Origin of the sequence: Rhodanobacter sp. OR87 (assembly GCF_000473345.1) — a bacterium.
GTDB classification, from domain to species: Bacteria; Pseudomonadota; Gammaproteobacteria; order Xanthomonadales; family Rhodanobacteraceae; genus Rhodanobacter; species Rhodanobacter denitrificans.
Window position 1 is genome coordinate 237949 of record NZ_AXBJ01000001.1, and the last position, 14341, is coordinate 252289.

General features: G+C 68.0%; 13 protein-coding genes and 1 pseudogene. 3 read left to right on the forward strand and 11 right to left on the reverse strand.

Features of this window, described 5'->3' with window-relative positions; translation table 11 throughout:
- The first annotated feature begins 51 nt into the window (after positions 1 to 51).
- Positions 52 to 1098, forward strand: a complete 1047-nt coding sequence (locus RHOOR87_RS0101055; protein WP_027483976.1) for a hypothetical protein — start codon at positions 52 to 54, stop codon at positions 1096 to 1098.
- Between the two features lie 303 nt (positions 1099 to 1401).
- On the opposite strand, the pseudogene RHOOR87_RS18900 reads toward RHOOR87_RS0101055, so the two are convergent.
- From RHOOR87_RS18900 to RHOOR87_RS0101070, 3 genes and pseudogenes are all read right to left on the reverse strand, one after another.
- Positions 1402 to 1746, reverse strand: a pseudogene (locus RHOOR87_RS18900) (HD domain-containing protein); the annotation flags it as partial.
- 128 nt (positions 1747 to 1874) lie between these two features.
- Positions 1875 to 2948 carry an alanine racemase gene (alr, locus tag RHOOR87_RS0101065; RefSeq protein ID WP_027483977.1) on the reverse strand — a complete coding sequence of 358 codons (1074 nt, stop codon included), beginning with the start codon at positions 2946 to 2948 and terminating at the stop codon, positions 1875 to 1877.
- Positions 2948 to 4228, reverse strand: a complete 1281-nt coding sequence (locus tag RHOOR87_RS0101070; RefSeq protein WP_027483978.1) for a D-amino acid dehydrogenase — start codon at positions 4226 to 4228, stop codon at positions 2948 to 2950. The genes alr and RHOOR87_RS0101070 overlap by 1 nt, the downstream gene beginning before the upstream one ends.
- A gap of 145 nt (positions 4229 to 4373) precedes the next feature.
- On the opposite strand from RHOOR87_RS0101070, the gene RHOOR87_RS0101075 reads away from it, so the two are divergent.
- Both RHOOR87_RS0101075 and RHOOR87_RS0101080 read left to right on the forward strand, forming a co-directional pair.
- A complete protein-coding gene (locus RHOOR87_RS0101075) occupies positions 4374 to 4871 on the forward strand; it encodes a winged helix-turn-helix transcriptional regulator (RefSeq protein WP_007509842.1) in 498 nt (165 codons plus the stop codon).
- Between the two features lie 73 nt (positions 4872 to 4944).
- A complete protein-coding gene (locus RHOOR87_RS0101080) occupies positions 4945 to 5478 on the forward strand; it encodes a transposase (protein ID WP_027483979.1) in 534 nt (177 codons plus the stop codon).
- 148 nt (positions 5479 to 5626) lie between these two features.
- On the opposite strand, the gene RHOOR87_RS0101085 is transcribed toward RHOOR87_RS0101080, so the two are convergent.
- The 8 genes from RHOOR87_RS0101085 to RHOOR87_RS0101120 form a co-directional block, all read right to left on the reverse strand.
- Positions 5627 to 6919 (reverse strand): adenylosuccinate synthase, encoded by a 1293-nt coding sequence (locus RHOOR87_RS0101085; RefSeq protein WP_027483980.1) that lies wholly within the window; start codon positions 6917 to 6919, stop codon positions 5627 to 5629.
- 64 nt (positions 6920 to 6983) lie between these two features.
- Positions 6984 to 7166, reverse strand: coding sequence for a DUF2065 domain-containing protein (locus tag RHOOR87_RS0101090; RefSeq protein ID WP_007509848.1), 183 nt, complete (start codon positions 7164 to 7166; stop codon positions 6984 to 6986).
- Positions 7167 to 7176: 10 nt separating this feature from the next.
- A complete protein-coding gene (gene hflC / locus RHOOR87_RS0101095; protein ID WP_027483981.1) occupies positions 7177 to 8046 on the reverse strand; it encodes a protease modulator HflC in 870 nt (289 codons plus the stop codon).
- Positions 8043 to 9110, reverse strand: a complete 1068-nt coding sequence (gene hflK / locus RHOOR87_RS0101100; RefSeq protein ID WP_027483982.1) for an FtsH protease activity modulator HflK — start codon at positions 9108 to 9110, stop codon at positions 8043 to 8045. The genes hflC and hflK overlap by 4 nt, the downstream gene beginning before the upstream one ends.
- 180 nt (positions 9111 to 9290) lie before the next feature.
- A complete protein-coding gene (gene hflX / locus RHOOR87_RS0101105) occupies positions 9291 to 10592 on the reverse strand; it encodes a ribosome rescue GTPase HflX (RefSeq protein ID WP_027483983.1) in 1302 nt (433 codons plus the stop codon).
- A 57-nt stretch (positions 10593 to 10649) separates the two neighbouring features.
- Complete coding sequence (gene hfq / locus RHOOR87_RS0101110; RefSeq protein ID WP_027483984.1) at positions 10650 to 10937, reverse strand: RNA chaperone Hfq; 288 nt, start codon at positions 10935 to 10937, stop codon at positions 10650 to 10652.
- Between the two features lie 133 nt (positions 10938 to 11070).
- Positions 11071 to 12039: a tRNA (adenosine(37)-N6)-dimethylallyltransferase MiaA gene (gene miaA / locus RHOOR87_RS0101115; RefSeq protein WP_027483985.1), complete on the reverse strand. Its 969-nt coding sequence runs from the start codon at positions 12037 to 12039 to the stop codon at positions 11071 to 11073.
- 79 nt (positions 12040 to 12118) lie between these two features.
- A complete protein-coding gene (locus tag RHOOR87_RS0101120) occupies positions 12119 to 14281 on the reverse strand; it encodes a S46 family peptidase (RefSeq protein ID WP_027483986.1) in 2163 nt (720 codons plus the stop codon).
- Positions 14282 to 14341: the final 60 nt, after the last annotated feature.

The window sequence follows — 14341 nt, forward strand, 5'->3', positions numbered from 1 at the left end:
GCGTACAGGACCCCGGAAGCCGCGGATCGGCCGCAGGCAGGAGGTCCCACCATGCGCAACACGACCCTCAACCACAAAACCCTCAACACCGCCCTGTTCGCCGGCGCGCTTGCCTTGGCCGCGATGGTCCCGGCGCATGCCCAGGTGCTGGGCGGCGGCTCGCTCGGCGGCGGCATCGCCGGCGGCCTGAGCGGCCCGATCAACTCCACGATGGGCCAGGTGGGCGGCCGCATCGACGGCTCCGCGAGCGGCATGGGTGGCCTCCATGGCCCCGACATCAACACGCGCGCTGCCGAACGGCGCGCCGAGCGCCTGCGCCAGCGCGCCGCGGCGACCGCCGCTGCGGCGACGAACACCGCCGGCCAGACCGCCCGCCAGGTGAACGGCCCGGCGGCCGCCGACGCCGCCGCCGGCCTCACCGGTGCGGCCGGTGCCAACGCCGGCACCGCCGGCAACCAGGCTGCGCTGGGTGGCGCTGGCGACCTGGGCTCGTCCGCGACCGGCGCCGTCGACGCTTCGGGCACGCGCGACGCCGCGACCGGTGCCGCAGGCCAGGCCACCAGCCGGACGCGTTCAGCCGTCTCGACGGCCAAACGCGGAACCCAAGGCGCACTGAACCGCGTGCAGGACGCGGCCAGCAACGCCTCCGCGAATGCCGAGGGTGTGGCCGAAGGCTCGGCCGCTGCCGGCCTGAGTTCCGCCCACCAGGCCACCGCTACCGGCGACCGGTCGACGCAGACCGCCGGCTCGCTCGGCACGAACGCGGCCAGCCGCGCGTCGCAGGCAAGCTCGGCCGGCGCGAACACCGCACGCCAGCCGTCGGGTAACGCCGCGACCCCGCAACCGCGCCTGCTGTCGCCGACGTCCAACGCCGTGCGCGGCGCCGGGGACAAGACGATCGACGTGTCGGGCGCGGGCGCAGCCAATGGCAACGCAAACGCCGACGCCGGCTCGACCTCCGGCACCCGCGGCGCGGCCAACGCCAGCGGCCGGGCCGGCGGCCAGGCCAGCGCGCGTGGTTCGGCCCGCGATGGCATCTCCACCTCGGCGCAGGCCGATGGCGATGCCGGCGCCGGCGCGAATGCACAACAGCACTGAGCCAGCAGCACCGCAGAAACCAGGAGCCCCCGCAAGCGGGGGCTCCTTCGTTGACCCGGCAAATCCATCAGCTACGGCGCCATCGTCCCGCCTTGCGACTTGGCCCGCAGCGCCTCATACAACTGCGCCGGCCCCAGCAGAATGTCTTTCAGTCCATCACGTACGCGTTCGGAGCCAAGTGCCTGGGTGCTCATGCTGGAGTGTGCTTCCAGCGCATCCATGATGGCGTGCATCAGCGCGTGCTTGAGGTCGGGCGAGTTGGCGAATTGCTCCTTGCTGTTGCTGCCTGCCTGCTGCACGAGGGTAGGCGAGCTTGCGTTCGATCCAGTCGCGGCGTTTGGCCTCGGCGTCGGTGTGGCTGGCCTTGCCTTCGGCGGTGCCGTCGGTGCAGTCCTTGACGATGTTGGCGACGGCGTCGCCGAACTGCGCGCGGATGGTTGCTTCATGCTCGGCGCCGCCATCCTCGATGGTGTCGTGCAGCAGGCCGGCGATGACCTGGTCTTCGTTGCCGCCGAACTCGATCACCAGGCTGGCCACGCCGAGCAGGTGGTAGAGGTACGGGATGTTCGAACCCTTGCGGCATTGCGTGGCGTGGGCGATGCGGGCGTAGTCGACGGCGCGGCTGAAGCGGTCGGTGAGTGCGGTCATGGCGTTCCCCCTGATTGGTTCCATCGCGCGATGGTGGCCGCGGTGGGTCGCAGGGGGCGAGATCGGGGCTGGACGTGCCGAAGGTCAGGAACCTTACCTGCTGCCCTCCTGCAGGCAGCGGGAAGCATTCACTCGCCGACGTAGCTGCGCGGCACGCGCTTCAGGCCGCACAGCAGCTGGTAGGCGCTGCCTTCGCTGTGCGCAGCCAGTTCGCCGACCGGCACCTGCCCGCCCCACAGCTCGACGCGGCTGCCGAGGCCGGCGGCGGGATGGTCGGTGAGGTCGACGGTGAGCATGTCCATCGACACGCGGCCGACCAGTTCACCGGGCCGGCCGTCGATGCTGACCGGAGTGCCGTTGGGGGCAAACTGCGGGTAGCCGTCGGCGTAGCCCATCGCGACGACGCCGATGCGGCTGGGGCGCCGTGTGACGAAGCGCGCGCCGTAGCCGATCGGTTCGCCTGCCGCCAGCTCGCGCACGCCGATCACCTTCGAGGTCACCGTCATCACCGGTTGCAGGCGGTCGGCGACCGGATGCGGGCCGGCGAACGGCGTGGCGCCGTACAGCATCAGGCCCGGCCGCGCCCACTCGCCCTGTGCGCTGGGCCAGCCGAGCAGCGCGGGGGAATTACTGAGGCTGGCGGGCAAGTGCAGCTCGTCGCACACCTGGTGGAACAGCGCGCGTTGCTCGTCGGTGCGCTCGCAGTCCAGCTCGTCGGCGCGGGCGAAGTGGGTCATCGCCACTACCTCGCGCACCTGCGGCATGGCCTGCAGGCGTTGCAGGCTGGCGCGGTAGTCCGCCGCGGCGAGGCCGAGCCGGTGCATGCCCGAATCGAGCTTCAGCCAGAGCGTGAACGGTTTGCTCGGGCGTGCGCGTTCGATCGCGTCGATCTGCCACTCGGCCTGCACCACGCACCACAGGTCGTGGGCGTCGATCAGCGCCAGTTCGTCGGCTTCGAAGAAACCTTCCAGCAGCAGGATCGGGGCGCGAATGCCGGCCTCGCGCAGTTCCAGTGCCTCCTCGATGCAGGCCACCCCGAAACCGTCGGCTTCGCCTTCCAGTGCCTGCGCGCAGCGCACGGCACCGTGACCGTAGGCGTCGGCCTTGACCACGGCCAGCGCCTTGCGTCCGCCCAGCTCGCGCGCAAGGCGGTAGTTGTGGCGCAGGGCGGCCAGGTCGATCAGGGCACGTGCCGGGCGCATCAGGCAGGGACTCCCGCGGTCGGGCGCGTACTGTAGCGCGAGATGTCCAGGCCCTCGCGGCTGATCTGCGGTTTGCGTCCCGCGATCAGGTCGGCCAGGTAGCGGCCGGAACCGCAGGCCATGGTCCAGCCCAGGGTGCCGTGGCCGGTGTTGAGGTAGAGGTTGTCCAGCCGGGTGGCGCCGACCACCGGCGTGCCGTCCGGGGTGGCCGGGCGCAGGCCGGTCCAGAACGTGGACTGGCTCAGGTCGCCACCGTGCGGGTACAGGTCGCCGACCACTTTTTCCAGGGTGGCGCGGCGGCGCGGCGACAGCGACAGGTCGAAGCCGGAGACCTCGGCCATGCCGCCGACGCGGATGCGCTGGTCGAAGCGGGTCACCGCCACCTTGTAGGTTTCGTCGAGGATGGTCGAGGTGGGCGCCATCGCCGGGTCGGTGATCGGCAGGGTCAGCGAGTAACCCTTCAGCGGGTACACCGGCAGGCGGATGCCCAGCGGCGCCAGCAATTGCGGCGTGTAGCTACCCAGCGCGAGCACGTAGCGGTCGGCGCGTTCGACGCGGCCATCGATGCGCACGCCGGTGAGGCGACTGCCGTCATGCTCGAGTTTTTCCACGGTAGCGCCGAAACGAAACTCGACGCCGGCCTCCTGTGCCCGCGCGGCGAGCCGGCGGGTGAACAGCTCGCAGTCGCCGGTCTGGTCGTTCGGCAGGCGCAGCGCGCCGCTGAGCTGGCCGACCACCCCGGCCAGCGCCGGCTCCACCCGCACGATGCCGGCACGGTCGAGCAATTCGTACGGCACGCCGTACTGCCTGAGCACGGCGATGTCCTTGGCCGCGTCGTCCAACTGCGCCTGGGTGCGGAACAACTGCACGGTGCCGAGCTGGCGGCCTTCGTAATCCAGCCCGGTTTCGGCGCGCAATTCGTCCATGCAGTCGCGGCTGTATTCGGACAGGCGCACCATGCGCGCCTTGTTGATCGCGTAGCGGCTGGCGGTGCAGTTGCGCAGCATCTGCAGCAGCCACAGGTATTGCTGCGGGTCGAGGCCGGGGCGGATCGCCAGTGGTGCGTGGCGCATGAACAGCCACTTCAAGGCCTTCAGCGGCACGCCCGGGGCGGCCCACGGCGAGGCGTAACCGGGCGAGATCTGGCCGGCATTGGCGAAGCTGGTCTCGCGGGCCGGCGCGCTTTCGCGATCGACCACGGTCACCTCGAAACCGGCGCGCGCCAAGTACCACGCACTGCACGTGCCGATCACGCCGCTGCCCAGAATCAGTACCCGCATCGCGCTCCCCCTTCCGCCGGTTGGCCTGCGGCAAGCCGCAGGAATGATCCCGACGAGTATAGGAACGATCGGCCAATCTTATTTTCTGTCTTTTGCGATGTTGATGGGTAAAATCACTGCCAAATTGGCAATCATTGGTGAACCCATGGCGGTGAAGCGGCGGGAATTCGACAAAATCGACCGGAAGATCCTCCGCGTGCTGCAGGACGAGGGGCGGATCTCGTTCACCGAGCTGGGCGAGCGGGTCGGCCTGTCCACCACGCCGTGCACCGAGCGCGTGCGCCGGCTGGAACGCGACGGCGTGATCACTGGCTATCACGCGCGGCTCGACCCGCACCTGGTCGGCGCCGGCCTGCTGGTATTCGTGGAGATCAGCCTGGCCTACAAGTCGGGCAACATCTTCGAGGAATTCCGCAACGCCGCGCTGCGCCTGCCCAACGTGCTGGAGTGCCACCTCGTCTCCGGCGCGTTCGATTACCTGATCAAGGCGCGCATCTCGGGCATGGCCTCGTACCGCAAGCTGCTCGGCAACACCTTGCTGACCCTGCCGAACGTGCGCGACTCGAAAAGCTACATCGTGATGGAAGAGGTCAAGGAAACGCTCAACCTGCCGGTGGGCGAGCGTGCGGAACCCACGAGATAGAAGGCGGAACCACCCGCGTAGGTTGGGGTGAGCGCCAGCGAACCCCAACGCCCACATCGCCAAGGACGACCCGATGCGTTATCGAAGAGCCCGCGCCACTGGCGGAACCTATTTCTTTACCGTCAATCTGGCCGACCGCTCCAGCCGCCTGCTGATCGAGCGTATCGACACGCTTCGTCAAGCAGTACTAACGGTAAAGCAGCGGCATCCGTTCGAGATCGTCGCGTGGGTGGTCTTGCCCGAGCACATGCATGCCGTATGGACATTGCCGCCGGGCGACGCCGACTTTTCTACCCGCTGGCTACTGATCAAGGCCAGTTTTTCCCGCACGATTGAACATGGCGAAACCATTCGTGGCTCCCGGCTGCGCAAGGGTGAACGCGGCATCTGGCAACGCCGCTTCTGGGAGCACCAGATCCGCAATGAGAGTGACCTTGCACGGCATGTCGATTATGTGCACATCAACCCGGTGAAGCACGGTCACGTCGCCAAGGCGAGGGATTGGCCGTATTCGTCCATCCACCGATATATCCGTGAGGGAACAGTCACGGCGGATTGGGGATGTGATCCGGATCGTGTTGGGATTGATGGCGAGCGTGGCGGGTGATGTTGGGGTTCGCTGGCGCTCACCCCAACCTACGCGAGCGCCGTAAATCCGTAGGTTGGGGTGAGCGCCAGCGAACCCCAACACCCGACCAAACGAAACAGGCCCCGACATGCGGGGCCTGTTTCACGAGACGACGATGCGGCAACGTTTACGCGAACGGGTCGTCCAGCACGATGGTGTCGTCGCGGTCGGCACCGGTGGCGACCAGGGCCAGGCGGCAGCCGGAGAGTTCCTCGACCGCACGCAGGTAGGCACGGGCGGCGGGCGGCAGCTGGTTCCAGTCGCGGATGCCAGCGGTGGATTCCTGCCAGCCGGGGAATTCCAGGTAGACCGGCTTGCACTCGTCCCAGCCGTCCGCATCAAGCGGGGCCAGTTCGCGGCGCTTGCCGCGGTATTCGTAGGCGATGCACACCTTGACCGTGTCCAGGCCATCGAGCACGTCGAGCTTGGTGATGGCCAGGCCGTTGATGCCGTTGATCTGGGTGGCGCGCTTGAGCGCGACCAGGTCGATCCAGCCGCAGCGGCGCGGGCGGCCGGTGCTGGCACCGAACTCGTTGCCCTTCTTGCGCAGCAGCTCGCCCATGTCGTCGTTGAGCTCGGTCGGGAACGGACCGCTGCCGACGCGGGTGGCGTAGGCCTTGCAGATGCCCAGCACGTAGTCGATGTCGCCCACGCCGACGCCGGTACCGGCGAGTGCGCCGCCGATGGTGGTGTTGGACGAGGTGACGTACGGATAGGTGCCGTGGTCGATGTCGAGCAGCGCGCCCTGCGCGCCTTCGTACAGGATGTTGCCGCCGTCCTTGCGCACGTCGTGCAGGATGGTGGCGACGTCGTCGACCAGCGGGCGGATGTACTCGCCCCAGGCCAGCGCATCCTTCAGCACGGCGTCGTAGTCGACCGGCTCGGCCTTCAGCCACTGGGTGAGGATGAAGTTGTGGTACTCGACGGCGGTCTTCAGCAGCGCCGGCAGCTCGTGCGGGTACATCAGGTCGGCCACGCGCACGCTGCGGCGGGCGACCTTGTCCTCGTAGGCCGGGCCGATGCCGCGGCCGGTGGTGCCGATCGCCTTGCCGCCGGCGGCGATCTCGCGCGCCTTATCCACCGCGATGTGGTACGGCATGATCAGCGGCGTGGCCGGGCTGATCTTGACGCGCGAACGCACCTCGACGCCGTTCGCTTCGAGCTCGGCGATTTCGGTCATCAGCGCGGCCGGCGACAGCACCACGCCATTGCCGATCAGGCACAGCGCGTCGTCGCGCAGGATGCCCGAGGGAATCAGGTGCAGCACGGTCTTCTTGCCTTTGATCACCAGCGTGTGGCCAGCGTTGTGGCCGCCCTGGAAGCGCGCCACCGCACTGACCCGCTCGGTCAGCAGGTCGACGATCTTGCCCTTGCCCTCGTCGCCCCACTGCGCACCCAGAATGACTACTGACTTGCCCATGCTGCATTACTCCGAGATGTTCTCGCTCAGGTTGGTGGCGTCCCGTCGGGCGGGACCACACGTATCAATGAAAAATTTGCAACAGCACCAGGCCGGTCACCATCGCACCGGCGCCGAACAGCCGCAAGGTGCGCGGCGGCAGTTTCAGCGCCTCGCGCACCATCGCCTGCCAGCCTTGCGGTGCCGCGAACAGCAGCAGGCCCTCGATCACCAGCATCAGGCACAACGCGGCAGCCAGCTGGTGCATCGGGGTCGACTCAGCGTTTCTGCGCGGGCTGTTCGAAGTAGCGCAGGAACTCGTCGTCGGGCTTCATGATCAGCACGCCCTTGCCATCCTCGAATGAGCTGCGGTATGCGGCCAGGCTGCGGTAGAAGGTGAAGAATTCCGGATCCTGGTTGTACGCCTGCGCGTAGATGGCAGCCGCTTCCGCGTCGCCCTCGCCCTTCACCTTGGCCGCGTCGCGCTGGGCATCGGCGCGCAGCACCTGGCCCTGGCGATCGGCGTCGGCCTGGATCGTCTCGGCCGATTCCTGGCCGGTGAAGCGCAGTTCGTTGGCCAGTTGCAGGCGCTCGGCGCGCATGCGCTTGTACACCGACTCGCTGACCTCGTTCGGCAGGTCGATGCGCTTGATGCGCACGTCGACCACGGCGATGCCGAGGTTCTTGCGCGCCGAGGCGTCGGTCTGCGCACGCACGCGTTCGGTGATGTCCTTGCGTCCGCCGGAGATCAGGTCGGGCAAGGTGCGCGCATTGAACTCGAAGCGCAGCGCGTCCTTCACGATCGGGGTCAGCCGCTGTGCCGCCTGCAGCTGGTCGCCGCCGGTGGCGCGGTAGTACGCGGCGTTGTCGGCGACGCGCCACTTCACGTAGAAGTCGACGTTGACGCTCTTCTTCTCGGAGGTGAAGTAGCGCTCCGGCGGCGCGTCCAGCGACAGGATGCGCTTGTCGAAGTGCATCACCTGCTGGATCACCGGCAGCTTGAAGTGCAGCCCCGGCTGGTAGTCGGTACGCACGATGCGGCCGAACTGCAGCAGCAGCGCGCTATGCCCTTCGCTGACCACGAACATGCTGTTGAGGCCGAGCAGGACGACGACGAGCGCGACGATGGCGGAACCGATCCTCATCATGGCTGCGTCCCCTTGCCGGCTGCATTGCCGGTCGGTGGCGACACCACCGTACCGACGGCGCCCGCTTCAGGCTGCGCCGCCGGCGAACCCTGCAGCGTCGGCAGGTTGATGATGTTGCGGCCGTTGGAGCCGTCGATCACCTTGGGGTTCTTCGCCATCACCTGTTCCATCGTTTCCAGCCACAGCCGCTTGCGGGTCACTTCCGGCGCCGCCTTGTACTGCTTCAGCAGCAAGTCGAAACGGGCGGCGTCACCGGTGGCCCGGGCTACGCGCTCGGCCTTGTAGCCGGCAGCCTCGGCGGCGATGCGCGCGGCATCGCCGCGCGCCACCGGCACCACCTTGCTGGCGTAGGCCAGGGCGGCGTTCTCGATGCTCTGCTTGTCCTCGCGGGCGTTGTTGACGTCGTCGAACGCGTCCTTCACCTCGTTCGGCGGTGCCACGTTCTGGAAGCTGACCTCGGTGACGCGCAGGCCGGAGTCGTAGGTATCCAAGGTTTTCTGCAGGGTCTCCTGCGCCTGGGTGACCAGGCTGGCGCCGGCGGCGGACAGGATCTGGTCCATGTCGCTGCTGCCGATCACCGAGCGCACCGCGGCCTCGGCGGCGGCGCCGATGGTGCCGTCCGGGTCGTTCAGCGAGAACAGGTACTTGCGCGAATCGTCCACCTGATACTGCACGGTGAAGTCGATCGTGATGATGTTTTCGTCCTTGGTCAACATCGCCACCTTGTCGGTGACTGAGCGGATCCGCGTGGCCTCGACCTTGGTGACCGACTCGATCGGCTGCGGCAGCTTCAGGTGGAAGCCCGGCGGCAAGGTGCGCGAATACTCGCCGAAGCGCAGCACTACGCCGGCCTGGCGCGCGCCGATGATGGTGTAGCTGCTGAACAGCAGGCCGACGATGAGCAGCACCAGCACGCCGGTGAGCAGGCTGCCGGGACCCTGTCCCATTTTGCCCAGGCGCTTCCTGGCGTTGTTGAGCAGATCGTCCAGCGGCGACTTGCCGCCCGGGCGATTCCTGTTCCACGGATCACGTTGCCCGTTGTTGCCGGGTTCATTCCATGCCACGAGTCAGTCTCCTAGGGGCCGTCGGGAGGCCGGCAACCACGGCCGGAACACGCCTTGCACCGGGTTGTACACGAGATTCAGCCAAGGCTGTCGGAATGCTGCGCCGGCCGTCTTTCGGGGCCGCGCAAACAGCTGGGATTCTAGCAGAGCGCGGCAGGCGCCGCGCGCGGTGCGCTGGCGTCATTCCGCCACGGCCAGCAACTGGCGCAGCAACCGGGTCTCGGTGGGGTCGCCGCCGCTGAGCGGGGCGATCACGCTGCGCGGTGCGTCGATGTGCAGCTGCCAGCCGTGCTCGTCCACCGTCTCGCCGCTGATCGCGCCGGCGGCCTTGAGCCGCGCGTGCAGGCGCCCAGCCGACAGCGGCAGCTGCAGCGCCGACTGCACACGCTCTCCGCCAAGCAGTTCGCCCAGCGCCTGCCGCAGCAGGTCCAGCCCGGCACCGCTGGCGGCGGACAGCCAGACCCGCACCGGCTTGCCGGTGCCGTCGCGCTCGATCCGCGGCTCGGCGCCGGCCAGGTCTATCTTGTTCATCACCTGCAGTTGCGGCACGTCGCCGGCGTCGATTTCCTCCAGCACCTTGTCGACCACGTGATGCAGGCGATCGCGCTCCTCGTCGGCGGCGTCGCTGACGTGCAGCAAGAGGTCGGCGTCGCGCGCCTCGGCCAGGGTGGCGCGGAACGCGGCGACCAGGTCATGCGGCAGCTCGCGGATGAAGCCGACGGTATCGGCCAGCACGGCCGGGCCGCAGCTGAGACCCTCCAGCTTGCGCACGGTGGGATCCAGCGTGGCGAACAGCAGGTTGGCAGCGTAGACGTCGCCGGTGGTCAGCGCATTGAACAGGGTCGACTTGCCGGCGTTGGTGTAGCCGACCAGGGCTACGCGCGGCACCGTGTTGCGCAACCGCGCGCGGCGCTGCTGGCCGCGCTGGGTCTGCACCTTTTCCAGCCGCTTGGTGAGCATCTTGACCCGCTCGCCGAGCAGGCGACGGTCGGTTTCCAGCTGGGTTTCGCCGGGACCGCGGTTGCCGATGGCACCGCCGCGCTGGGTATCCAGATGGGTCCAGCCGCGCACCAGCCGGGTGGCCAGGTGCTTCAACTGGGCCAGTTCCACTTCCAGCTTGCCTTCGTGCGAACGGGCGCGCTGGGCGAAGATGTCCAGGATCAGGCCGGCGCGGTCGACCACGCGGATGCCCAGGTGCTTTTCGAGGTTGCGTTCCTGCACCGGGGTCAGCACGTGGTCGACCAGCACCAGGTCGGCCTCCAGCGCACGCGCCGCCTCGGCCACCTCGTCCGCCTTGCCGGTGCCGATGTAGTAGCGCGGGTTGGGATCCTCGACGCGGGCGCTGATCACGCCCAGCACCTCGGCCCCGGCGGACTTCACCAGCTCGGCGAATTCCTCGGCACGACGCGCGGCATCGCCCTCACCGCGCGAATGCGGCAGGACCAGGACGGCGCGATCGCCTTTCTTTTGTCTATCGAACACTAGTGGGTGTGATCCTTCAGGAGCAGACCCACTTCATGCGGGCGGGCTGCCCTTCTATCAAGCGTCCGCGTCGGCGGAAACGACCGACGTGTCGGACGGATGCTCGTGGCCCTCATGGCCATCGTGGCCATTGCCGATACGAACGTTGCGGCTCGGCACCACGGTGGAGATGGCGTGCTTGTACACCATCTGGCTCACCTGGTTGCGCAGCAACACCACGAACTGGTCGAACGACTCGACCGTCCCCTGCAGCTTGATGCCGTTGACCAGATAGATGGCTACCGGCACGCGCTCGCGCCGCAACGCATTCAGAAACGGATCCTGCAACGACTGCCCCTTGGACATTTCTTGTTCTCCCCTTGCCACGGACAGACCGGAGAAAAAACGCCGGTGGCGCCCCGGTCCAACATGACCGAGATGTTAGCTGCTTTCAAATACTTGATGAAAGAAGATTTTTGCGCGGCGCAAGTGCACTGGGTCACGCTGGCGACGCCAGACCGCCCGGCCCGTCCAGAAACAGCCGAACGGCCGCCGCGGCGCGGGTGGCCGGGCCGGGCTGGTCCGGGTCGAACAGGCGGGCGCCATAGTCGCTGCGCAGCCAGGTGATCTGCCGCTTGGCCAGCTGGCGGGTGGCGTAGATGGCGCGCTCGCGGAATTCGGCCGGATCGGTCTGGCCATCCAGGTGTTCCCACGCCTGCCGGTAGCCGACCGCGCGGATCGCCGGCAGGTCGGCGTGCAGGTCGCCGCGCGTCCGCAGCGCACGCACCTCGTCCAGGAAACCTTCCGCCAGCATCGCGTCGAAACGCCGCGCGATGCGCTCATGCAGCACGCGCCGGTCGGCCGGGAGCAGCGCCAGCTTGAGCACGCGCCACGGGAAACGCGCCACCGCACCGCCGCGCTGCAGCTCGGACAACGGCCGGCCGGTCAGTTCGATCACTTCCAGCGCGCGCTGCAGGCGCTGCACGTCGTTGCAGCCGATTCGGCCGGCGGCGGCCGGATCGAGGCTCGCCAGCCGCGCATGCATGGCCGGCCAGCCGAGTTGCCGCGCTTCGGCAGCCAGTCGCGCGCGGGTCGCCGGGTCGGCTTCCGGCAAATCGGACAGCCCCTGCTGCAACGCGCGGAAATACAGCCCGGTACCGCCGACCAGCAGCGGCACCCTGCCCTGCGCGCTGATCCGCTGCATCACTGGCAGCGCGTCAGCGCAGAAATCCGCCGCCGAATACGGCTGGCCGGGATCGCGGATGTCGACCAGCGCATGCGGATGGCGCGCCAGCGTCGCCGGGTCGGGTTTCGCCGTGCCGATGTCCATGCCGCGGTAGACCAGCGCCGAATCGACGCTGACCAGGCCCAGCGGAAACTGCTCGCTCAGCCCGCAGGCCAGCGCGGTCTTGCCGGAGGCGGTGGGGCCCATCAGGAAGATGGCGAGGGGGCGGGTGTCGAGCGGCATCGCGACAGTTTAAGGGTTGCCGCAACGCAAGAGGCCCGCGTCGTCGACGCGGGTCCCGGTGCTGGCGCGAACGAGCGGCTTACTTCGCCGGCACGCCCATTTCCTTCAGCAGGTTGTCGGCGTGGTCGAGGTGGTGCATGACCCACACCATGTAGCGCACGTCGACCTGGATCGAGCGGTTGAGCTGCGGATTGAACAGCCAGTCGCCGCTGACCGACTCCCAGTTGCCGTCGAACGCCAGGCCGACCAGTTGGCCATTCGCATCCATCGCCGGCGAGCCGGAGTTGCCGCCGGTAATGTCCAGGTCGGCCAGGAAGTTGACCGGCAACGTGCCCAGTTTCGGCGAGGCATAGCTGTCGAACACCTTCGCCTTGATCGCGGCCAGCTCGGCCTTGGGCGAGTTGAACGGCTCGATGCCGGTGTCCTTCTCGACGATGCCTTGCGCGGTGGTGAACGGCGCGTAGCTGACGCCGTCGCGCGGCGCCACGCCCTGCACATTGCCGAAGGTGACGCGCAGCGAGCTGTTCGCGTCCGGGTAGACCGGCAGCTTCTGCGAGTCCTTCCACGCGATCATCGCCTGCATGTAGCGCGGGCGCAGCTTGCTCATCTCGCCGGCGCGGGCATCGGATTCGTCTTCCAGGGTCTTCAGCTGCGGCTGCACCGCGCGGGCGAGCCTGAGCATGCTGTCGTCGCTGGCGTCGATCGCCTTGCTGTCGGCGCCGAACCACTTCATGCGCTCGTCGACGTTGCCGAGCTTGCTGCCGGCATACAGCGCCGCGACCTTCGCCTTGATCGCCGCCTCGGTGTTCGCCCCGCCCAGCCACGCGTCCAGCGCGGGCAGGCGCTGCGCCGGCGGCAACGCCACGTAGCGCGTGAGGCCGTAGACCATGAACTGCTGATCGACGCCCGGGTCGTAACGGCGATCCATCTGCTTCAAGCCACCCTCGATGCGCACCCAGTCGCGCTGCTGGTAGCCGGTATCGCGGTCGAGGTCGGCCTTCGGGCGCTCCTTCGCCAGGTGGGTCAGGCGCACCGCGGTACTGAACAGCGAGGCGCGGCTGACCAGACCAATGGCCAGGTCGCGTTCGCGATTGGCCCGGTCGGCGGCGATCTGCTGGCGCAACTTGCCGATGTCGGCCGCCAGTGCGGCGTTCCCAGCGCCGCCCTGCTGCTTCAGCCAGGCCTCCAGCTGCGCTTCCTGCGCGCGCTTCACCGCCACCGCGTCGGCGCGATGCAGGCCTTCGAGCTGGCCGCCGAAGTTCTTCAGGTAGTTGTTGAGGCCGGCGACCATGCTGGCGTACTTCACCGCCACCTTGGGATCGGCCTTGCCGGCGGTGTTGATGATGTTCAGCGTGTGCTCGTACACCTTGATCTGGGTCGGGTAGACCCAGTCGATCGAGCTCTGCACCTCGTCGGCGAGGCGGTAGCGGTTGGTGCGGCCCGGGTAGCCGACCACCATCACGTAGTCGCCTGCTTCCACGCCCTGCGGGTTCACCTTCAGCACGTGCTTGGGCCGGTATGGCACATTGTCCTTCGAGAAGGCGGCGGACTTGCCGTCCTTCGAGACGTAGGCGCGCAGGTAGCCGAAGTCACCGGTGTGGCGCGGCCACATCCAGTTGTCGACGTCGCCGCCGAATTTGCCGATCGATTCCGGCGGCGCGTAGACCAGGCGCACGTCCTTGATTTCCAGCTGCTTGATCAGCTGGTAGCTGTAGCCGCCATGGAAGGTGTAGACGTCGCAGCGGTAGCCGTCGCTCTCGCAAGCCTTCACCTGCTGCTTGATCGCCTGCTCGATCGCTTTGTAGCGCTCGGCGCCGCTCATGCCGCCATTGAGCTTGGCAGTGGTCGCCGTGGTGACGTCACGGATTTCCTCGGTGACGAAGATGCGCGCGGACGGGCCCGCGGAGAGTTCGTCGGCCTTCGTCTTCGCCAGGAAGCCCTGCTCGATCAGGTTGTTTTCCGGCGTGGAGTTCAGCTGCAACGCGCCGTAGACGCAGTGGTGGTTGCTCACCACCAGGCCTTCGGGCGAGACGAAGGAGGCGGTGCAGCCGCCCAGGCTCACGATCGCGCCCATCGGGTAGGCGGTGAGGTCGGTCAGCGTCTTCGGGTCCAGCTTCAGGCCGTGCTGCTGCAGCGTGGCGGCGATGCCCGGTAGTTGGGCGGGCTGCCACATGCCTTCGACGGCATGGGCGGACGAGATGAGGCCGACGGATACGGCGGCAGCGAGCAATAGACGACGCACGGGAATCTCCTGATGAAAGCCGGCTCCGGGAAGCCGGCAACAGTGACGCAATAACTTGCG